The organism is Vibrio sp. 1CM24A (assembly GCF_023161725.1).
In the GTDB taxonomy this organism is placed as follows: Bacteria; Pseudomonadota; Gammaproteobacteria; order Enterobacterales; family Vibrionaceae; genus Vibrio; species Vibrio coralliirubri.
The window spans coordinates 729,196-749,971 of sequence record NZ_JALNTS010000001.1; the positions used below are offsets into that span (position 1 = coordinate 729,196).

At 43.9% G+C, this 20,776-nt stretch carries 19 protein-coding genes; 10 read left to right on the forward strand and 9 right to left on the reverse strand.

Annotation, left to right across the window (positions count from 1 at the left end; all coding sequences use genetic code 11):
- The first annotated feature begins 3 nt into the window (after positions 1-3).
- Positions 4-882 (forward strand): LysR family transcriptional regulator, encoded by an 879-nt coding sequence (locus tag MSG38_RS03010; protein ID WP_016797108.1) that lies wholly within the window; start codon positions 4-6, stop codon positions 880-882.
- Between the two features lie 56 nt (positions 883-938).
- Here the strand turns inward: MSG38_RS03010 and MSG38_RS03015 are convergent, their stop codons facing one another.
- Positions 939-1,289 (reverse strand): hypothetical protein, encoded by a 351-nt coding sequence (locus MSG38_RS03015; RefSeq protein ID WP_248400969.1) that lies wholly within the window; start codon positions 1,287-1,289, stop codon positions 939-941.
- Between the two features lie 288 nt (positions 1,290-1,577).
- On the opposite strand from MSG38_RS03015, the gene MSG38_RS03020 reads away from it, so the two are divergent.
- Positions 1,578-2,474 (forward strand): cation diffusion facilitator family transporter, encoded by an 897-nt coding sequence (locus tag MSG38_RS03020; RefSeq protein WP_050633104.1) that lies wholly within the window; start codon positions 1,578-1,580, stop codon positions 2,472-2,474.
- Between the two features lie 39 nt (positions 2,475-2,513).
- On the opposite strand, the gene yddG is transcribed toward MSG38_RS03020, so the two are convergent.
- Positions 2,514-3,443 (reverse strand): aromatic amino acid DMT transporter YddG, encoded by a 930-nt coding sequence (gene yddG / locus MSG38_RS03025; RefSeq protein WP_172379206.1) that lies wholly within the window; start codon positions 3,441-3,443, stop codon positions 2,514-2,516.
- A gap of 254 nt (positions 3,444-3,697) precedes the next feature.
- Positions 3,698-4,372, reverse strand: a complete 675-nt coding sequence (yjjG, locus tag MSG38_RS03030) for a pyrimidine 5'-nucleotidase (protein WP_004730231.1) — start codon at positions 4,370-4,372, stop codon at positions 3,698-3,700.
- A gap of 904 nt (positions 4,373-5,276) precedes the next feature.
- Between yjjG and yiaY the strand changes: the two genes are divergently transcribed.
- Together yiaY and MSG38_RS03040 are read left to right on the forward strand one after the other, a co-directional pair.
- Positions 5,277-6,425 carry an L-threonine dehydrogenase gene (yiaY, locus tag MSG38_RS03035; protein WP_086775646.1) on the forward strand — a complete coding sequence of 383 codons (1,149 nt, stop codon included), beginning with the start codon at positions 5,277-5,279 and terminating at the stop codon, positions 6,423-6,425.
- 180 nt (positions 6,426-6,605) lie between these two features.
- Positions 6,606-7,529, forward strand: coding sequence for a hypothetical protein (locus tag MSG38_RS03040; protein ID WP_048608762.1), 924 nt, complete (start codon positions 6,606-6,608; stop codon positions 7,527-7,529).
- A 130-nt stretch (positions 7,530-7,659) separates the two neighbouring features.
- On the opposite strand, the gene MSG38_RS03045 is transcribed toward MSG38_RS03040, so the two are convergent.
- Positions 7,660-8,094 (reverse strand): YccF domain-containing protein, encoded by a 435-nt coding sequence (locus tag MSG38_RS03045; RefSeq protein ID WP_052880048.1) that lies wholly within the window; start codon positions 8,092-8,094, stop codon positions 7,660-7,662.
- Between the two features lie 247 nt (positions 8,095-8,341).
- Between MSG38_RS03045 and MSG38_RS23965 the strand changes: the two genes are divergently transcribed.
- Positions 8,342-8,467, forward strand: a complete 126-nt coding sequence (locus MSG38_RS23965; protein WP_017075772.1) for a hypothetical protein — start codon at positions 8,342-8,344, stop codon at positions 8,465-8,467.
- A 136-nt stretch (positions 8,468-8,603) separates the two neighbouring features.
- On the opposite strand, the gene MSG38_RS03050 is transcribed toward MSG38_RS23965, so the two are convergent.
- Entirely contained in the window at positions 8,604-9,680 is a 1,077-nt protein-coding gene (locus tag MSG38_RS03050; RefSeq protein ID WP_061038430.1) for a beta-eliminating lyase-related protein, read from the reverse strand.
- Positions 9,681-9,984: 304 nt separating this feature from the next.
- Between MSG38_RS03050 and MSG38_RS03055 the strand changes: the two genes are divergently transcribed.
- From MSG38_RS03055 to MSG38_RS03070, 4 genes are all read left to right on the forward strand, one after another.
- Positions 9,985-10,602: an NAD(P)H-dependent oxidoreductase gene (locus MSG38_RS03055; protein ID WP_061038431.1), complete on the forward strand. Its 618-nt coding sequence runs from the start codon at positions 9,985-9,987 to the stop codon at positions 10,600-10,602.
- The gene (locus tag MSG38_RS03060) at positions 10,602-12,527 is read left to right on the forward strand and encodes a monovalent cation:proton antiporter-2 (CPA2) family protein (RefSeq protein WP_048608770.1); all 1,926 of its coding nucleotides are present in this window, start codon (positions 10,602-10,604) and stop codon (positions 12,525-12,527) included. The genes MSG38_RS03055 and MSG38_RS03060 overlap by 1 nt, the downstream gene beginning before the upstream one ends.
- Positions 12,528-13,067: 540 nt before the next feature.
- The gene (locus tag MSG38_RS03065; RefSeq protein WP_046223963.1) at positions 13,068-14,291 is read left to right on the forward strand and encodes a DUF819 family protein; all 1,224 of its coding nucleotides are present in this window, start codon (positions 13,068-13,070) and stop codon (positions 14,289-14,291) included.
- 506 nt (positions 14,292-14,797) lie between these two features.
- Entirely contained in the window at positions 14,798-15,145 is a 348-nt protein-coding gene (locus MSG38_RS03070; RefSeq protein WP_048608772.1) for a hypothetical protein, read from the forward strand.
- Positions 15,146-15,363: 218 nt separating this feature from the next.
- Here the strand turns inward: MSG38_RS03070 and MSG38_RS03075 are convergent, their stop codons facing one another.
- The 3 genes from MSG38_RS03075 to MSG38_RS03085 all read right to left on the reverse strand — a co-directional run bounded on the left by MSG38_RS03075 (position 15,364) and on the right by MSG38_RS03085 (position 18,756).
- The gene (locus MSG38_RS03075; protein ID WP_248400970.1) at positions 15,364-16,224 is read right to left on the reverse strand and encodes a transporter; all 861 of its coding nucleotides are present in this window, start codon (positions 16,222-16,224) and stop codon (positions 15,364-15,366) included.
- 196 nt (positions 16,225-16,420) lie between these two features.
- Entirely contained in the window at positions 16,421-17,452 is a 1,032-nt protein-coding gene (tdh, locus tag MSG38_RS03080; RefSeq protein ID WP_017059546.1) for an L-threonine 3-dehydrogenase, read from the reverse strand.
- A gap of 110 nt (positions 17,453-17,562) precedes the next feature.
- A complete protein-coding gene (locus MSG38_RS03085; RefSeq protein ID WP_017064793.1) occupies positions 17,563-18,756 on the reverse strand; it encodes a glycine C-acetyltransferase in 1,194 nt (397 codons plus the stop codon).
- 368 nt (positions 18,757-19,124) lie between these two features.
- On the opposite strand from MSG38_RS03085, the gene MSG38_RS03090 reads away from it, so the two are divergent.
- Positions 19,125-19,877: an EAL domain-containing protein gene (locus MSG38_RS03090; protein WP_081090199.1), complete on the forward strand. Its 753-nt coding sequence runs from the start codon at positions 19,125-19,127 to the stop codon at positions 19,875-19,877.
- A gap of 20 nt (positions 19,878-19,897) precedes the next feature.
- Here the strand turns inward: MSG38_RS03090 and MSG38_RS03095 are convergent, their stop codons facing one another.
- Positions 19,898-20,710, reverse strand: coding sequence for a helix-turn-helix transcriptional regulator (locus tag MSG38_RS03095; protein WP_061038434.1), 813 nt, complete (start codon positions 20,708-20,710; stop codon positions 19,898-19,900).
- Positions 20,711-20,776 lie beyond the last annotated feature (66 nt).

The window sequence follows — 20,776 nt, forward strand, 5'->3', positions numbered from 1 at the left end:
GAAATGAACCTTTCTCAAGTCCAAGCCTTTTGTTCCGTTGCTGATTTAGGATCAGTTTCCGAAGCTGCACGCCAGTTAGAATGCAACCGAACCAAACTCAGCATGTCGATTAAAGCCTTGGAAAAAGAGTTAGATGTCGAGCTGTTCGTCCGCAGCGGAAACCACGTTGAGCTTTCAGAAGCGGGTAAAGCGATTTACAAGGATTGCGAAGGCATGTTGGTGACAGCCGCGCGTATTAAACAAACCTGCTTGCATGTCTCGGGCGAATTCAACGCGGAGATTTGGATAGCACGAGATGACTCCCTACCCGATGAAATGTGGCAGGACTTATCCCACGCCTTAAATAACAAGTACCCTTCTACCTCATTCAACTTCGTTCTTGCGTCGAGCGGTGATTTAGCAAACCTAGTTGAAACTCAGCAAGTCGACTTCGCATTTGGCGTCGATTACGAACGTGTCGATGACCCAAGAATTATCTACAACCCGCTTGGTAAGATTCGAATGATGTCTGTATGTAAGAAAGGCCATGATTTGAGTGCGATGCGACGAGTGTCTGATGAGGTACTGAGAAATTCGATGCAAGCGACCATGGTTTATCTTAATGAAAAGGATAATCCTGAGCTTGAGCCCTTCTCTCGCCGCTATATTGGCTTCTCTAGCTTCGACTTCATGTTGGATACGATTTTACGTGAAGAGGCATGGGGCGTAATGCCAGAGCCATTGATTCGCCATTTATTGCGTGAACAAGAGCTTGCCGTGATCAAACACACCTACGGCTTAACACAAGAAGACTACTGTATGTTTACCGCAGCTGGCATGGCAGAGCACCCAGGAATGAATTGGTTGGCCGACCAGCTTAGTGATTACTTGTTTGATTTCTAGCTCGCGCTTATTGCTTATCGTCGATAACAAAGGGAAAACCACAAACAGCACTACTCCTAGAAGACCATCACGTGATCCACTAAGTAGCGTCCATCTTCTTCAACCAATACCATTTCGGCGACAAACTCGCCTTTGGCGATGGTGTAAGCTTGTTTCCACACAAAGGCGATGGAATCTGAACGTCTGAACAGCGCAACGGGCTCACGCTCAGCAAAAAAGCCATTACTGTGCTGATAATGGTGACACACCCTCTCTAAATATTCTGGCGTAACAATGTCTTTCATTCTTTGAGTAAAGTCTCGACAGTGCTGCTCATGATCAACCTTAGTTGAACCATCCATCAGATTATCCATGATCGGGTTAGCAATCACCCACAACTCGTTATCACTGATATCGTCAAACTTCATATTGATTCACTCCTTGTCCATCGCAGTCGCAGTTCAATCTAGAAGACCAATGAAACCTTAGCGACTAATGTGTTTTATTAATCATAAACGATCCTATTTCAGTTGCACACCATCCCAAAAAAACACTCAACGTCAACTTTATTGACACTTTAATCTTAATCTAAGTCACTGAATTTAATGCATTTATACGTTTCGATCAAATAAGACATATAAACGTCATCAGATAAAGTTTGTAAAGTTAGCTCATTATTAGAACAATGAAGTTATCAAAAACATCTGGAAAATATTATGTGTGACAGGAAAAGCCAAAACGAAAATCGAGTACTATTGTTCTCAGCCCTTTTAGCATCAGGCTTCGCTATTGGCGGATTGGTGTTGGGTCTTCTCGTTGGCTCTCTGGTCATAGTATTTGACGGTGTCTATTCTCTTATCAGCTTACTGTTAACTTTATTGTCACTAGCTGCTTCAAAATACATTAACCGCCCTTCAGATAGAGAGTTCCCGTTCGGTCGAGCAATTATCGAACCGATTGTTATTGCCATCAAAGCCGTTGTGATTCTGCTTGTGGTTGGTTATTCACTTTACTCCGCGATTGGTGCCCTAATGACGGGTGGTCGTGAAGTTGATGCTTCTATTGCAACTCTGTTTGGTATTTTCAACGTATTGGGTTGTGGTTACGCTTGGTGGTACATCGCGAATAAGAGCAAACGTATTTCTTCAGGCCTGATTCAGGCTGAGTCTAAACAGTGGCAGATGGATACGCTACTGAGTGTCGCCGTAACCGCGGGTTTCGTAGCGGCTTGGTTAATTACTTTTTCTCCGCTTGCAGAATACGCAGTGTATGCCGACCCAATGATGATGTTGCTAATGTCTTTCTACTTCATCAAAGTGCCTTTCGACATGTTACGTGAGGCGATGCGCGAACTGCTTATGATGTCGGCAAACAAAGATATTTGTGATGCGGTCGATAAGAACGTTGTCGCGGTAGACAAAGAAGCGGAGCAAGATTTGGAGCTGATGGGTGTGACTAAGGTTGGTCCAGAATTACGAATCAATGTTGATATTCATACCAACGACCAACAAGCGATTGCGGTCGATGATATTGAACGTACGCGCCGCCAACTTAAGCGACGCCTATCGAAGATGCCTTATGAGCTTCAATTGAACCTCAATGTCGCGAGCTAAGCTTTCACCTAGCAAATGACGCTGGAACATCAGCGTAAATTACGACTGAGATTGAACCTTTTTAGAAGCCGACGCCTTTGCCGTCGGCTTTTCTCTTGTTACCCACCAGCAAGCCAGTGAGCCAACAGTTACCATACATACGCCCTGCCAAAACGTCATGGTCAATGACAAACCCAAAATCACCGAGGAAAGCAGCGTCGCGAAGATTGGCGTAAAGTACGACATGGTTGCCAAAAACACCATGTTGCCACCAAGAATCGCCGTGTTCCAAAGTGCGTAGCCTGCCCCCATACAAGCGCCCGCTAACGCTAAATCAACCGCCGCACTGGTTGTCATCACCATGCCGGTTTCATCACTCAATGCGTATTTGATCCACAGAGTGATCGCCGTAGCGATAAAGAAAAGCACAATCGCATTCTGACCTTTCGCGACACGCTGGGTGTAGTTGCAGTAAACAGCCCAAATAATCGCACCGAAAAACGCCATAGAATAGGTTTTAGGATTGGTCGCAATGTTGGCAGCAATCTGGTCGACAGAGAGACCTTGGTCACCGCTGATGCTCCAAGCCACACCAAAGAATGCCAAGAAGATGCTTGGATAAACCAGCCAGTTAATCTTCTTGTCGCTCAGCAGCACCGCAAACAACACCGTCAGTGCTGGCCATAGATAGTTGATTACCGCCATCTCTATCGCTTGATGTCGGCTGTTCGCCATTCCCAATGCCAGAGCCAAGAAGATCTCATAACAAACGAACAAGGCGCCGCCAATCAGCAAGTAAGACTTAGAAAAACGTGAAAGCTTAGGTAGCCCCATAACACAGACCAACAACAGCGAACTCACCGTATAAAGACTGGCCGCACCACCAATTGGACCTAGCTGTTCTGAGACGCTACGAGACAGAGCAATCAAGCAGCTCCATAGTAAAATGGCGATAATACCGTAGCAGCTATAACGATGAGATTTCAGCACGCCTTTTCCTTTATCTGTTTTGATGGTCACTCTATGGTTAAACCAAGTTCAAAATAATTGGCCGAGTACATTTTCGTACTCGGCCATCAGCACTTTGTTTACAAAGCATCTATCAATTTACGAAGCACCAATCAATTAACGAAGCATCTATCCACTAACGAAACGCCAATCAATTGACAAAGCATTGGTCGATTAACGAAATCAACCGATTGTGATTGCGTTTTCGCTAGTGGCAGTCAGTTGTTGACTATTAACTAAGCCAGTAGCAGAGCTTGTAAGTCAGCCAAAGACTTCACCTGATAGTGAGGATTGATACCCGCTGGCGTTGCCTTTTCTTGGCTATTTAACCAACAAGTTTCGATGCCAAAATCGAGTCCACCTAGAATATCGGAATGTGGGTTATCCCCGACCATCAATATTCTTTGCTTCGATGGCAATCCAACCAGCTTATGCGCATATTCAAAAATCTCGGCATCCGGTTTGGCTACCCCAACTTCTTCAGAAATGATCACGTGATCAAAGTAATCCGTCATTCCTGTGCGCTCTAAACGGATTGACTGCAGCTCTGTAAAACCGTTAGTGATGATGCCCATGTTCACCTTGCCTTTTAAAGACTCCACCAACTCTTGTGCACCCGGTAACAAAGAACAGATGTCCGCCATCGCCGTTAAAAATGCACTGTTTAAAGCAGCCGTTGTTGTCTCTAGTTTCTCAGCCCAGCTTTCGAAGCGTGTGTGTTTCAGTTGGTCTGCGGTAATGCGACCATCTTGGTAATCGACCCAAAGTGGTAAGTTAACCTTTTGATAAGCCGAATAATCCTGTTCGCTGAAGTCCACACCAAAACGAGAAAACATCAGCTTCATTCCCTGATAAGCATCAAAATGGAACAAGGTTTCGTCTGCATCAAAGAATATCCAATCGTACTTCATTTTATTTCCTATTATTCGCGCTGTTGAGCACTGCCTACACTGTTTTTTTCGTTGTTCTTATCGCGCCCTAAAACGGCGAAGCATCACTTTACCCTCAAATTTGTGAGCCTGTATATAAATCTAATAATTTATATAAAACAAGTCGCAAGTCATGATGTATCGCAAATTTTGCCACATATTAAACCAATACCATACTAGGGCGTGTTGACCTTTCGTGGTTAAGTTTTGTTCGAGATAAAAGCGTTTTAATCGCGGCGAGGGGGAAGTAGCCTAGTCATTCTAAGCAAATTTCCCTCAACAAAGAGTAAAACGCTTTTAGCCGAACCCTTCGGGCAGCGTTTGCTGGTCATTTCTACTACGTTAACGGCTTCTCATGTAGGCAAGCTACACATCAAAGCCTCTGCCTTGTATAAATGCCCAGCAACTCGCTGCAAAAATCAGCTCGAAAAATCAACACGCCCTAAAAATACACTTAAGTACCGGGAGGTATTATGAAGCACTTTTTACCGTCATCTGTCATGCTCACCCCTTTTCTTGTCAAATACTATGACGAGGAGCCAGAAGACTCCCTTGATTCTGAAGAGTCGCAAGATCCTCAAATTGAATGCAGTGATGACTCCGATAAAACGTCGACACCAGCCTAACCAAAGCAACTTTCAGTGAAAAACCTTATTTTTCATTGTTATAGAGCACCATTCTGCTCTTGGTGGAGCCAATTTATCGCTAATCACTACTGACAAAGAACACAGCCAAAAACCATGAAAACGATTGCTATATGAGCCCCATCACAACGGCTAGCCACAAAGTGGTAGTTCGGAATCAAAGTTGTTCCAGATCAATGGTCAACCACTTGAATGCCGACAACATGTAGGAAATTAAAAATCATAATTAACGGAGTTTTCCAATGTCTACTGCATTTTACATCCCTACAATCAACTTCATGGGTTCTGGCTGTCTGAAGGATGCTGCTGATAGCATTCAGTCTCAAGGCTTTAAAAAAGGTCTGATCGTTACTGATAAGATCCTGAACCAAATTGGCGTAGTTAAGCAGGTACAAGACCTTCTTAGCCAGCGTGGCGTAGACGCAGTTGTATTCGACGGCACTCAACCAAACCCAACCATCACTAACGTAAACGATGGTCTAGAATTGCTGACTGACAACGATTGTGATTTTGTTGTTTCTCTAGGTGGCGGTTCTCCACACGACTGTGCAAAAGGTATCGCTCTGGTTGCTTCTAACGGCGGCAAGATTGCAGATTACGAAGGCGTAGACCAATCTGAAAAGCCAATGATGCCATTGATCGCTATCAACACCACGGCTGGTACGGCATCTGAGATGACACGTTTCTGCATCATTACTGACGAAGCTCGTCACATTAAGATGGCTATCGTTGATAAGCACACAACACCGCTTATCTCAGTAAACGATCCTGAGTTGATGCTTGCTAAACCTGCATCATTAACTGCTGCAACGGGCATGGATGCGTTAACGCACGCAATCGAAGCTTACGTTTCAATCGCAGCAACGCCAATTACAGACGCTGTAGCAATTAAAGCGATCGAACTTGTGCAAGCGCACCTAAGAACAGCAGTAACGCACGGCGAAGACATTGAAGCTCGTGAGCAGATGGCTTATGCACAGTTCATGGCGGGTATGGCATTCAACAACGCTTCTCTTGGTTATGTTCACGCAATGGCGCACCAACTGGGTGGTTTCTACGACCTTCCACACGGTGTATGTAACGCTATCTTGCTTCCACACGTTCAACGCTACAACGCGCAAGTTTGCCCAGAGCGTCTACGTGATGTGGCAAAAGCAATGGGTGTGAATGTTGAAGGCATGACAGCAGAACAAGGCGCAGAAGCTGCGATCAACGCGATTGTTCAACTTGCAAACGACGTGAACATCCCAACAGGTATCGCGCAACTTGGTGCGAAACTAGAAGACATCCCAACGCTGTCTGACAACGCACTGAAAGATGCTTGTGGTTTCACTAACCCTAAACAAGCAACTCACGAAGAGATCTCAGCAATCTTCGAAGCGGCAATGTAACCTAGATACAAATCACTTCTTATAGCTAAAACAAACGGGCTCACCTTCTGAGTCCGTTTTCTTTTATCTGTCCTGTCCCCTTCAAATCTTTGCCTTCCATCTAATCACTAAAAAGTCGCATTGTTGCAATCGCTTGGTTATAGTCAAACTATTGATATATAGAATAACAAACAGGTTCCATTGAGTCGTAGGATAGCTAGCACCTCATTATTGGCGTCACTCATTTCATACTCCGTTCAGGCAGAGGAACAAAATGAGTGTCACAGTCAGCCGTTAGAAGACGCCCCTGTCGAAAAGGCTTACCATTTCCTGAACAGTAAGTTTTGCCAACCCGCACTCTGGTTCGATAGCTTCTTTGTCGATGACCGAATAACTGAAGATGCCAGAGCTGGCACATCTGTACGTTGGTATAACGATTTTATTTATTCTGAAGGTGGGGAGCTAGACTACTCGACCAAGCTCAATGCGCGTCTTCACCTTCCCTTTGTCAGTAAACGCCTAAAGTTGATCTACGAATCAGTCAGCGATGAAGAGTTCTTGGATTTTTTTCCGAATGATTCCGATGAATTGGAAAGTGCATTAGGCCTGCGTTACGACGCCTATGCCAAGGGTTATAGCAGCTTCAATATTAAGGCAACATTGCGACCGCGTATCGAAGCTCGCTACCGTTTTACCTACCCTCTCACCACCGATGCGGTATTCAGGCTTACCCAACGGGTATATCAAGAAAAACAAGAGACTGGCGAAATCACTGACATCGATTTTGATCTTTCTTTGAGTGATGATTTCTTGGCTCGATGGTCAAGCTTTGCGGGGTATAACGACGACCTTAAAGGTTGGAACTATGGTACAGGACTAACCTTGTATCACTATCTTGCTCAAGACCAAGCACTTCAATATAGCGCCACGATTAATGCAACGGATGAGCCTCATAATCATTACGAATACGCTCAGGTTTCGGTTACCTACCGACAAAACGTATGGAAAGAGTGGCTGTTCTACGAACTCATTCCTCGTTATCAGTGGGAACGAGAACCCTATGAGAAACACACCGAAGAAGCCAACATCACCCTGCGGCTTGAAGTCCTGTTCAACAATGTCTAGCTCAATAATATCTAGCTCAACAACGCATAGTTAGTGTTTAGGATATGAGCATCGAGAGATAAGAACAGAGGCATAAAAAAGCACATCATGCGATGTGCTTTTTCAGTTCAATCAGGCTGAAAGTGTAATCTTAACCTTTGTAATTTCTTACTCGCGCCGCTTCTGCTTCACGTTTATCGACAACCGTCTTACCGATAGGCGCCAGCGAGATAACCGCTAACTTAAGGTGTTGAATCGCGAACGGAATACCGATGATGGTAATGAAACACGCCACAGCTGACATGATGTGACCAATCGCAAGCCAGATACCCGCAAATAAGAACCAAATCACGTTACCAATCACGCCTAGCGGGCTCGTACCGATGTCTATTTCATTGGTTAGCTCGTCACGTGAAATCGCTTCCTGACCAAATGGGAAGAATGAGAAGTTACCCATAACAAAACACGCTCTACCCCATGGAATACCAACGATGGTTAGGAATGCGAGCAGTCCGAAAAACCACCAAGCCAGTCCCATAAATACGCCACCGAACAGAAACCAAATGATGTTTCCTATTGTTTTCATTCTGTATTCTCCAAATCTTTGAATACTGTTTATTTCATATGCCAAGTAAGGCAATGCTTGTTCTAATAGGTTCATTATTGTTGAACCTTTATGAACCGTTTATGAATCACTTACATTTTATGTGATTGATATACACCACGGTTCTCTAAATCTACATAGGGCTAAACCCATTTCTTTGATACCATACACTTAGATTTTTAGTACCAAAAAGCTAAACAGACTCAACAACGAATTTAAGGCCGAATTTATGAATAACACTGAGCAACCTAAAAAGAAAATCAAAAACTGGGTGCCAATCGTCTTCTTCGGACTTCTCAGCACGGTTCCAGTGTTCATGTTCTTAGTTGATGTGTACATCAACCAGTATATGTAACAGAGCCAGTCATCCTAGCTGCATAAATGGATACCGGACCGATTTCCTGTATCCATTTCCATTAGCTCCGTTCTTCTGCTGTCCGTTCTTCTGTAATCAACTCAACTCTTCCGCAATCAAATTAACCCTTAGTTAATCAAATCAGCTCTTCGTTAATAAAATCAAGAATGTCGATCAGCTCATGATCAGGCAAATTAAGTAAGTTATCACCTACATACCATTCAATCTTACATTGATTTGGCAGTTCGCTGATCGCTGGGTTTCCTATCCAAACCTTGTGTTTCTTCGCGATGTTATCTCTCACGATAATGCCGTCTTCGTAGCTCACAGGTAAATAGAGGTGAAGCATGTTGACCTGCGGTTGTTGTGGGTTAACCGTAAACTGAGGGTAATCTTGTAGGATTTGATAAACCTGTTTGGTTCGTTCGTATAAAGCAGGCATCAGTTCTAATCGCTCATCAAACTGCATTGCTGCTGAAACCACATAAGGCGTTCGGTGATAAACATTGCCACCTTGGCGCTTCATCCACGCCGATGCTTTCGCTACAAAGGCTTTATCGCCCAATAATAACGAACCACCAAGGCCATTGAGACCTTTATACAGCGAAACATAAGCACTATCGAAGCCCTGAGCAATCTCGCTGTATGGTTTCTGGTAATACGCGCCGCACTCCCACAAACGTGCACCATCCATATGAAGGTGAATCGATTGTTCTTTGCAGTACTGCTTTATAGCTTCAAGCTCTTCCCACTCTGGCAATTGACCGCCAATTTCGCGCATCGGTAATTCATACAGAGCGGCGGCGATCTCATCAGGCCACGCCTTTAAGTCATCAACATTCCAAGTGCGAAATACGTTGCCGACTGGAAGCACGTTGAAACGATTTTGGAGCTGATACCCTTGGCGTTCATGGCGAATGATATGACTCGACTCATGCATCGCAACTACCGAGTTTCTTTTCTCTTGGCACGCAATTTCTAATGCTGTGGGTTGGTTCATCGTCCCGGTAATAACAAACACGGCAGCTTCATAACCAAGCAGCTCTGCGACCTTGTTTTCAAAGCTCTCGATAAACTCGCCATCACCGTAGCTATCATGGCTCACATTGTGTGTTTCACACCATTCAGCCATCTGAGCGAATGTTTGTGCTGGTGTCGGTTCTAGATGACCGGAAAGCAACAAATCACATTGTTGACGCAAGTCCATGCTCATAGTTTTTTCCTTTATTCATTATCGTTCTATGTAGGGTTATTGGATTATTTACGTTACCCACCAACGGTGACATAAAATGCACCTATTCGCTTTTATTATTAGCGAATAATTAGTTTTACGCAGTCATCGGCTGCGTGTGCCGGAAATACTCAAATTGACGGGTGTTTTATATAATTAAGTCCCTAAAAACACGCGCATCTAACTAGATAAGTATGGGCTAATTCGTTGTTGTTCAACCATTCTTCTATTATTGTATAACTATAATTCCAATAAATATTATTCGTTAATGAACAAAGAGGGCTATATGTCGAAAAATCGAGTCTTGGTGCTATTCGCCCACCCTTCTCAACATCGTTCTGAAGCAAACAAACCCTTATTTGAACAAGCCAAACGCGTTGACGGTGTTACCTGCGTCGATCTCTACGCTGAATACCCAACATTTAAAATCAACATCGACCGAGAACAGAAACGCCTGTTAGACCATGACATCATCATTTTTCAGTTCCCACTATATTGGTACTCAACACCGGCAATTCTTAAAGAGTGGCAAGATCTCGTTCTAGAATACGGCTTCGCTTACGGCACCGACGGCAACGAACTACAAGGCAAGAAATTGTTATGTAGCATTACTGCAGGAGGTAAAAAAGATGCCTACCAAAGTGATGGTTACAACCATTTCACGATTCGAGAACTGCTTCACCCAATCGAACAAACCGCTTCTCTGTGCGGGATGAACTATCTCGCGCCCTTTGCGTTATTTGGCTCGCGTACCGCTTTGGAAGAAAACCGCATTCAAGAGCATGTCGATAGCTATAAAGTGCTGTTAGAGGCGTTAGTTGCTGGCAAGATCAATATCAAGAAAGCCAGCAAAGCAGAAAAACTCAACCACTACGTAGAAGAACTAATGGCAGAGGTTAAATAATGACGGGATATTTTCTACAAGCATTTATCTACTTAGTCGCAGCAGTTATTGCCGTGCCTATTGCCAAAAGACTTGGCCTTGGTTCTGTATTGGGTTACCTCATTGCTGGTGTTGTGATTGGCCCAATCATTGGTCTGGTAGGTGAAGAGACCACAACGATCCAACACTTTGCCGAGTTCGGTGTGGTTATGATGCTGTTCTTAGTCGGTCTTGAGCTTGAACCTAAGATGCTTTGGGCAATGAGGAACCGACTTATGGGGCTGGGTGGCCTGCAAGTTGGTGGCACTACCGCGATTGTAATGGGTATTGCTCTGTTCTTTGGGCAGCCTTGGACGATCGCACTGACTATCGGTTTGATCTTCGCACTGTCATCTACCGCGATTGTACTCCAAACCTTTAACGAAAAAGGGCTATCCAAAACAGAAGGCGGAAAGAACGCTTTCTCAGTCCTACTGTTCCAAGATATTGCCGTCATTCCTATGTTGGCATTTATCCCTCTATTAGCCTTGCCAGAATTAATTGAAGCTGCACAAAGCGCGGTTGCTTCGGCTTCTGATCACCATGAAGAGTTAAGCCTCGTCGCTGGCCTACCCGGTTGGGCTTATGGCCTTGTGATCACAGCATCTATTGCGATTGTTGTGGTCGGCGGACACTTCTTGAGTCGTCCACTGTTCCGCTTCGTGGCAAGCTCAGGCCTGCGTGAAATCTTTACTGCAACCGCACTGATGTTGGTGATTGGCATTGCTGCACTGATGAGCCTAGTCGGCCTATCTCCGGCTTTGGGTACCTTCCTTGCGGGTGTGGTTTTAGCGAACAGTGAATTCCGCCACGAACTTGAGTCCAATATCGACCCGTTTAAAGGGCTGCTACTTGGCTTGTTCTTCATCACCGTAGGTGCAGGCATCAACTTTGATGTTCTATTCAACGACTTTGGTTTGATCATTGGCCTAACCCTTGGCGTTATGCTTCTTAAAGCCTTGGTGCTATTTACGTTGGCATTGATCTTCAAAATCAAAAACAGTGACCGTTGGCTGTTTACACTGAGCTTGGCGCAAGCCGGTGAGTTTGGTTTTGTACTACTAAGCTTCTCAGCTCAAAACCACGTATTACCTGCTGACATCGTCCAAACATTGTCGCTGGTTGTGGCACTTTCAATGTTCCTAACACCAGGGCTGTTCATTCTATTTGATAAAGTGATTCTTCCTCGTTACGAACAAAAATCTAACGACCGCGAAGAAGATACCATCGAAGAGAAAGGTACCGTTATCATTGCGGGCATTGGTCGATTCGGTCAAATCGTTAACCGCTTGTTGGTGTCGAACGATGTCAATACGGTGGTTCTGGATCACCAAGCGAACCAAGTAGACTTACTGCGCTCTATCAATATCAAATCTTACTTTGGTGATGCGACTCGTCACGACTTGTTGCATACCGCCGGAATCGAAGAAGCGGCAATGCTAGTAGTAGCAATCGATAACCAAGACTCAAGCGTTGAGTTAGTGAAGTACGTTAAACACACCTACCCTAAAGTGAAAATCTTAGCCCGCGCATTCGACCGTGGTCATAGTTATCGCTTACGAGAAGCAGGTGCAGACTTCGTGGAATCAGAGACCTACCATTCTGCTCTTGAAATGGGCGCTGAAGCCTTGCGCTCTTTAGGTCATCACCCATTCTTCGTCGAGCAGCAAAAATCGACGTATCAACGCGTTGAGAGTCGTAAGTCTGAGAAACTTTACCAAGCTTGGTCTGAAGCGGAAGAGAATCCACGCTACGACAACAACTACCGACAAATCTTCATTCACCTTGAAGAAGCAATGAAAGAAGATATGAAAAAAGACCGTTCAGACAAACACTCTCGATCTGAGCGTGGTTGGACACCTCCACCAAAAGGCTATGCAGATGGCTTTGAGGAAGAAGAGTCTTAAACAGCATCTAGACTTCAGCTCTAGATAACCATGCAATTCAACCATCAAAAGCGGCTATTTAAGCCGCTTTTTCTTTCATTTACCCCTTACAAAACGTCAAATGAGCCTAAATATCGAGTGCTGAAACTCGTAATCCGGGAGATTTGTGTGATCTAGCTAAAATTTTTAATTTCTGACCACATAGCAAAAGTGGATTCAATTTTTACATTATTGAAACATTCCAACACTGCATAAACCACACCATAAACATGGCTATATATGCACTCATTCCTGCCATTCAAGCACCCACCCAATTCATAGCGACCACTCTCTAAGGCTTGAATTACATTGCATATATCGAAATACGCCGCAAAAGCCCCAACAAACCCATTCATCAATCAAATAAATAACGCACGACATTCACAAATTCAAACCATCAAAATTAACATAAACATTTCAAAGTATGTCTATCGTTACAATTTGTAACGAATGGCGGTTGTCGGTATAGTCCTGCAATTCAAAAAGTGAGACCTTTGCGCTCACCTTAAAGGAGATATAATAATGATTACTAATGATGCTGTAATAATGGGCATGTTAGCTGTTATTCTTGGCGGTGTTTTTATCACGGAAAGTAGCCAAAATAGCGCACTGAAAAAATTCTACTCGTTCGTTCCGGGTCTATTGCTCTGTTACTTTGTTCCTTCTCTATTGAACAGCCTAGGCATCATCGACGCATCAAACTCAAAGCTGTACTTTGTTGCAAGTCGTTACCTATTACCAAGCGCACTCGTTCTACTGATCATCTCAGCTGACTTACGCAAAATCTTCGGCCTTGGCTCAAAAGCCGTCATCATGTTCCTAACGGGTACTGTCGGCATCATCATTGGTGGCCCTTTGGCGATTCTGATTATCGACCAAGTTAACCCTGACCTCGTATCTGGCGATGTATGGCGTGGCCTTACAACTGTGGCTGGTTCTTGGATCGGCGGCGGTGCGAACCAAGCAGCAATGAAAGAAGTGTTCGAGGTTGATGATCAACTCTTCTCTGCAATGATTACGGTTGATGTTATCTGTGCGAACATTTGGATGGCCGTGTTACTTATCATGGCAGGTCGCCAGAAGAAGATTGATGCATGGTTAAAAGCAGACACATCATCTATCGAAGAGCTAAAAGAGACGGTATCTAAATACCAAGAAGAGAACGCTCGCCCAACAACCACAACCGATCTCATGAAGATCACGGCAATTGCCTTTGGTTTAACCGGGTTGGCTCACTTATTCAGTGACATGATTGCACCGTGGATCTCAACCAATGCGCCGGAACTTGCGAAATACAGCCTAACATCCGGCTTCTTCTGGCTGATCGTAATGGTAACAACGTTCGCGCTGATCGCTTCATGCTTCAAATCTACACGCAGCCTTGAGCACAGCGGCGCGTCAAAAGTCGGTTCAGCATTCATCTACATCCTAGTTGCAACTATCGGTATGCAAATGGATGTGACAGCTATCTTAGACAACCCAGGTTACTTCTTCATTGGTATTACATGGTTAACTATCCATGCCCTTCTGATGATTGTGATGGCGAAGCTAATTCGTGCACCATTGTTCTTCATGGCTGTAGGTAGCCAAGCTAACGTAGGCGGCGCTGCATCGGCACCTATCGTAGCGGCTGCATTCCACCCAGCATTGGCACCAGTAGGTATCCTAATGGCGGTATTGGGTTACGCTCTCGGTACATACGGCGCTTACATCTGTGGCCTCATCATGCAAGTTGCTGCTGGTTAATACGACTAGCGCCAACAATCTGCTGAATTTTAAATCCGATATTGGTTTGCCAATGTCGGATTTTTTATGCGCGTTATAAAGAGGTAATGGAACAGCAATTAAAACTTTAAGTTCATACTTATATTTAATGATTAGAACTTACCAAACAACTATTTCTACTTCCTTCCTAAACTACACTCGATTAATTACTATATTTCTACTGTCTTGGCATTGTTAACATTCAAAGAAATTTAACATCGGTTAAATTTATACATACATCTGTCATATTGCGTAGCAAGCCGTATGTGTTTAGCATCTACCCTCATAGAGAAAACGAAACTTAGAGATAGAACCCCCACGAAAAGGAAAGTGTGGCGACAAGCCAAGTCCTGCAAGATTGAAAGTCGCCATACTCCGAAACCGTATAACAATAAATATATGAATGGTTATAGAATGAAGTTATCCCAAATGACTTATCTCAAAGAACCGAACACTCCCACAAAGAACATTTTCCTCTAGGAGTAGAGATGAAGAATTGGAAAGTAAAATCGACAAAGCTAGTTAAAGGTCAGTACCTAGATTATCGAATCAGAGCGCAAAGCATAAACATTGACGCGAATGGGTTGTTAGAGTTTTACGACATGGGCATCGTTGTATCTAGCTTTAGCAGTGACGAATGGTTTATCTGCTACCACACCAATGTATTTGGCTACACCAAGAAAAGCTACTGTAACCCGTTTCAATTTGCTCACTGTAAACAACTCAAAGAGATAGAAGAAGCAAGGCAAGAGATTGTCACGAACTCGCCATTAGCGCTGTTTATTAAAAACCGAAAATGTAGACCAAATCCGGTTGGTAGAAAACCAAATTTTTAGTGGGTTTAAGTTACGAGGAATATACAGAATGAGAAATATCCTTGATAAATTTAAAAAAGACATTGGTGTTTGGTTATTTTTAATGCTCATCTTTGGTTATTTTATCTACGCTTCATTCAATATATGTTGGAGTGAAATATTCAGTTAATTAGCTAAAGCCATCCCGATTAATATCAATACCAAGCTTTAGCCTATTTAATGCCATAAAGGAAATAAAACTAGTCGAATAAAGACGCCAATTTATTTTCCACCACAGGGCTGATATTAAAGCTCAACATAAAATCTGGACGCACTTTTTCGTCTTTCTCAAGGTAATAGTTCGCTTCAATGCCAAATTTCCAAGGGCGTCCATTCAGAACCGTTGTTTTACTAACACTGATGTTTAACGGGATTTCCGCCTGATCCTTATTCCAGTCATAGGTGAATGTCGGCGCAGAGCCCACCGTCCAACCACCTCCTAATATCTCAACCCAAAACACTTGTGTCGATGTCTTGTTGATTCGAGTATCAGAATGGTTAGCTCCGTCTCCAGAAACGCCATACAAGTGGTTGGGGAACATACCGACAACTCGTTCACTACTCGCCTTCCCGACCATAAACTCAGGCCCGACAGCAAACTGGTCCGCCGTTAAGTCACTACTGCCCGTTGGTAAAGAAGCAAAGAGACCGAAAGCGACAATAGTACCGCCCTCCATTTTAGGCGCATAAGCTAAATCAAATGAGATGTCTGTAAAGCCTGACTGATCCATGTGCTGCGAGCTTGCTGGTGTGTCCACATGGAAATCGTTCTGTACATAAGAGATAGCCGGGCGGAAGATCACTTTGTCACCATTATCCATGGGAAACGGCAGTGTCGGCTGTAGAACCGTAGCAAAACTGTCCCCTCCTCCGTCATATCCACCAGAGTATTGTAGTTTTAAGTTGAGGCTAGCGTAAGCTGTATTTGGGTTTGCAAGTTCCTTTGCTGCCTGTTCTGCCGCTTGATCGCTTTCAGATTTAGAAATGTCGACCTTAGCGCTAGCAAAATTCGGCGTTAATAATAGTCCAGTGATTATCAGTGCAAGTGGTTTACAAGCCATGAGCCCTCTCTTCAATAGTAAAACAATAAGATGTAACTGCTTATTGAGTATTTTAGAGATTACTAGGCAGTAAAATGGCCATTAAGTGACAGAGAGATAAGTTAATCCTAGGTAGAATTTGGATACAAAAATGCCCCAAATCGCTTTGAGGCATTTTCAATTAGTCAGGAAGCTCGGGAGTGTTTACTCCTTTTGCTTATTCCCAATCAAGAATTACTTTACCAGACATACCAGAGCGCATCATGTCGAAGCCTTTCTGGAAGTCGTCCACTTTGTAGTGGTGAGTAATGATTGGTGTTAGATCTAGGCCAGATTGAATCAATGAAGCCATCTTGTACCAAGTTTCGAACATCTCACGACCGTAGATACCTTTGATAACCAAGCCTTTAAAGATTACTTGGTTCCAGTCTACTGCCATATCTGATGGTGGAATACCTAGTAGAGAGATCTTACCGCCGTGGTTCATGTTAGTCAGCATGCTGTTGAACGCAGATGGGTTACCAGACATTTCTAGGCCTACATCGAAGCCTTCAGTCATGCCAAGATCAGACATTACGTCTTCAAGCTTCTCTTCCATCACGTTTACTGCACGAGTCACACCCATTTTCTTAGCAAGATCTAGGCGGTATTCGTTTACATCAGTGATTACAACGTGACGAGCACCAACGTGCTTAGCAACAGCTGCAGCCATGATACCGATTGGGCCAGCGCCAGTAATTAGCACGTCTTCGCCTACTAGGTCGAAAGAAAGCGCGGTGTGTACTGCGTTACCAAACGGGTCAAAGATTGAAGCTAGATCGTCAGAGATTTCTGCAGGGATCTTAAATGCGTTGAACGCAGGGATCACAAGGAACTCAGAGAACGCACCAGTGCGGTTAACACCAACACCTGTTGTGTTACGACAAAGGTGAGTACGGCCGCCACGACAGTTACGACAGTGACCACATGTGATATGGCCTTCGCCAGATACACGGTCGCCGATTTCAAAACCACGAACTTCTTGGCCTATGCCAACAACTTCACCCACGTATTCGTGACCTACTACCATAGGTACTGGGATTGTGTTTTGTGACCACTCATCCCAGTTGTAGATATGTACGTCAGTACCACAAATTGCGGTTTTCTTAATACGGATAAGAAGATCATTATGACCCATTTCAGGTTTTTCAACCTCGGTCATCCAAATGCCTTCTTCAGGCTTAAGCTTAGAAAGTGCTTTAATTTTCATAATGTTACCTAGTTCATCTCGCCTAACTGTAAGGCGAGAATCAAAAATCTATATATTCTACTGGGTGTTGCTCTATCTAATTAAAGGATGCTCGTGGCATCCCTTTAAAATTAGATGATACCCATGTCTTTACCAACTTGAATGAACGCATCGATTGCGCGGTCTAGTTGCTCACGAGAGTGTGCAGCAGACATTTGCGTACGGATACGAGCTTGACCTTTTGGTACTACAGGGAAAGAGAAACCTACAACGTAGATGCCTTTCTCTAGTGCGCGTTCTGCGAATTCAGCCGCTACTTTTGCATCACCAAGCATGATTGGGATGATTGCGTGATCTGCACCGCCCATAGTGAAGCCAGCTTCTTCCATGCGAGTACGGAAGTGAGCAGAGTTTTCCCATAGTTGAGTACGTAGGTCGCCAGATTCCGCAAGAAGATCTAGAACGCGGATAGACGCAGATACGATTGCAGGTGCAACAGAGTTAGAGAATAGGTATGGACGAGAACGCTGACGTAGCCAGTCGATCACTTCTTTCTTACCAGAAGTGTAACCGCCTGAAGCGCCACCCATTGCTTTACCTAGCGTACCAGTGATGATATCTATACGGTCTACAACGTTGTGGAACTCGTGAGTACCCGCGCCGTTTTCGCCCATGAAGCCCACTGCGTGAGAGTCATCAACCATTACTAGTGCGTCGTACTTGTCTGCAAGGTCACAGATAGCAGGGAGGTTAGCCACTACGCCGTCCATTGAGAACACACCGTCAGTTACGATTAGTGTGTGACGAGCGCCCGCTTCTTTAGCAGCGATAAGTTGCTGCTCTAGCTCTTCCATGTTGTTGTTTGAGTAACGGAAACGCATTGCTTTACACAGACGAACGCCATCGATGATAGATGCGTGGTTTAGTGCGTCAGAGATGATTGCGTCTTCTTTACCTAGAATTGTTTCGAATAAACCAGCGTTTGCATCAAAACAAGATGTGTAAAGGATAGTGTCTTCTTTACCTAGGAACGTAGAAAGCTTTTGCTCTAGTTCTTTGTGAGAATCTTGAGTACCACAGATGAAACGTACTGAAGCCATACCAAAACCGTGCTGATCCATACCATCTTTAGCTGCTTCGATAAGAGCTGGGTGGTTAGCAAGACCTAAGTAGTTGTTTGCACAGAAGTTTAGTACTTCTTCACCAGTCGAGATAGAAACCGCTGCTTTTTGTGCAGAAGTAATAATGCGCTCAGACTTGTAAAGACCTTCTTCTTTAACTTCTTCGATTTGAGTTTGAATCTGTTGGTAAAATGCAGAAGACATTGTCTCATTCCTTCCTAGTTATTATTTCGCAGCATCGCGCGCCGCTTTATGTAGGGATGCAAACGATCTCAACACGATCATTTACACTGTAAAACTTATGCCTATATTCTAGTTGAACATCCCCGTTCCGATTATCCCTTTAGTTGGAAAAACATTAATGAACCACAGGCATGAATAATAGTTCATCCCAGTGACACAGGGCACATTAACGCCCTTCACTTGCTCTTTTAAACGCCAAATCACCTTTAATTTCCGTCTAATTTCGCTTTCATATCAAATCTCAATTTTTCATCTCAAAACGATATAGTGATGAATGCCCGCTTCTCTCAGAATGCGCACCAGCAACGCCGCTATACAAATGAAACACGATGAGAAGAGAAACCAAACACATGAACCTATCAGACCACATCATTCAAGAAGCCTTCGAAAACGACTGGCACACCTGCTTTTATCAGCCAAAGGTTGAACCTAGTATCGAGAAAGTGACTGGGGTTGAAGCGCTGTTTCGTTTAGATATTCCAGAAGAAGGGATTTTCTCTCCAGGTGTGTTTATTGATCGTGCGTTTGCATTGGGTTACGAGGAAGAGATCTTCTTTAGTGTTCTTGAACAGTCACTGACAGAGGTAAAATCTCTCTCATCTCACTTGAACTTGGCGGTTAATATCAGCAAGAAGGTGCTGGCTAACCCTGATAACGTGGAAAAGGTTCGTGAATTGCTTTGGAATACCTCGTTCAAAGCAAAGCAGCTTACTTTTGAACTCAGCGAAAACGATCAGTTGGATGACCAACTTTGTGAGCAGATTAAACGCTTTCAATCTCTTGGCATTAAAATCTCAATCGACGATTTTGGTATTGGCTATTCAGATATGAATAAAGTGATGAGCCTTAATGTCGATGAAGTGAAGTTTGATAAATCAATCGTGAATAGCGCAGAACCAGCACGTTCGGACTTGGTGAAGCGCACGTTGGCGTACTGCAAAGAGTCTGGAATTGAAACCGTGGCAGAAGGTGTTGAAGATACGGATACACATCAACTCGTCCACCAGCTAGGTTTTGATAGCTATCAGGGCTTTCTATATTCAAAGCCACTGCCTTTGACTGACCTTAGACTTGTCATGTAAGAGTGCGAACTCAAGCAAGGTTAACTTAAGACAAACTCGACGCTTTTCTTTTTCTGCTTAAGGTCATGATATCGAATGCATTTGAAGTAAATATCGTGTTTGTTTTGGATGTTCTGAGAGAATGGGTTATTCACCACTTTCTTTATATCAGCCTTGAAAAATGGCATGCCGAGTTTGCTCATGTACGGCTCTAAGTAGAGATCATAAAGAAACTGGGACATTGCAGGGTCAAGAGTCGGAAAACGAAATTCAGTGCCAGCCAAATTATCTGCCATGTAATCGAAGATCTTACGTCGGATCACGACGCTGACTGCACCAACACTGCAAAGCATTTTGCTGAGGCCGTCGTAAACCACATGCCCGATAATGACGCCCTCGAACAAGAAGCAAAGCACCTGCATATCTTCTTTTCTCACCCCGAGATACTGAGCAACCTCGATAAAGTCTTTGCCATAAGTTTTGAGGTGCATCCCTTGTATAGACTTAATCCTTTTCGCAGGAAGCGAACCCATGTTGTATGACTCTACGCTGGTAACCTCATAGTCGTAACCGATCTCGGCACTAAACGGACGTTCCATATTCTTGGTTGCAGCTTTGACTTGAACCATCTCTTCCACTGAAAAGTCATACTCCACCTGAAAGAAGCTTGCGATACCAAGGCGACGAACAAAACTAGGCAATGTCTTTGCCCTTTCCCACTGGCTCACCATCACCTGATTAACACCGGAAAATGCTCGATGAGAATGGGAAAGTAACTCTGCAAATTCTTCTTGAGAAATTGAGGTTGCTTCGCGGAGCCTTTTTAACTCTTCTGAAAAATTCTCTTTATTCATCGGTCACTTACCTAGCTTTTTTATCAGTGTAGTTCACTTAAGCTCGTTAATAAATGAAGCCTTCAA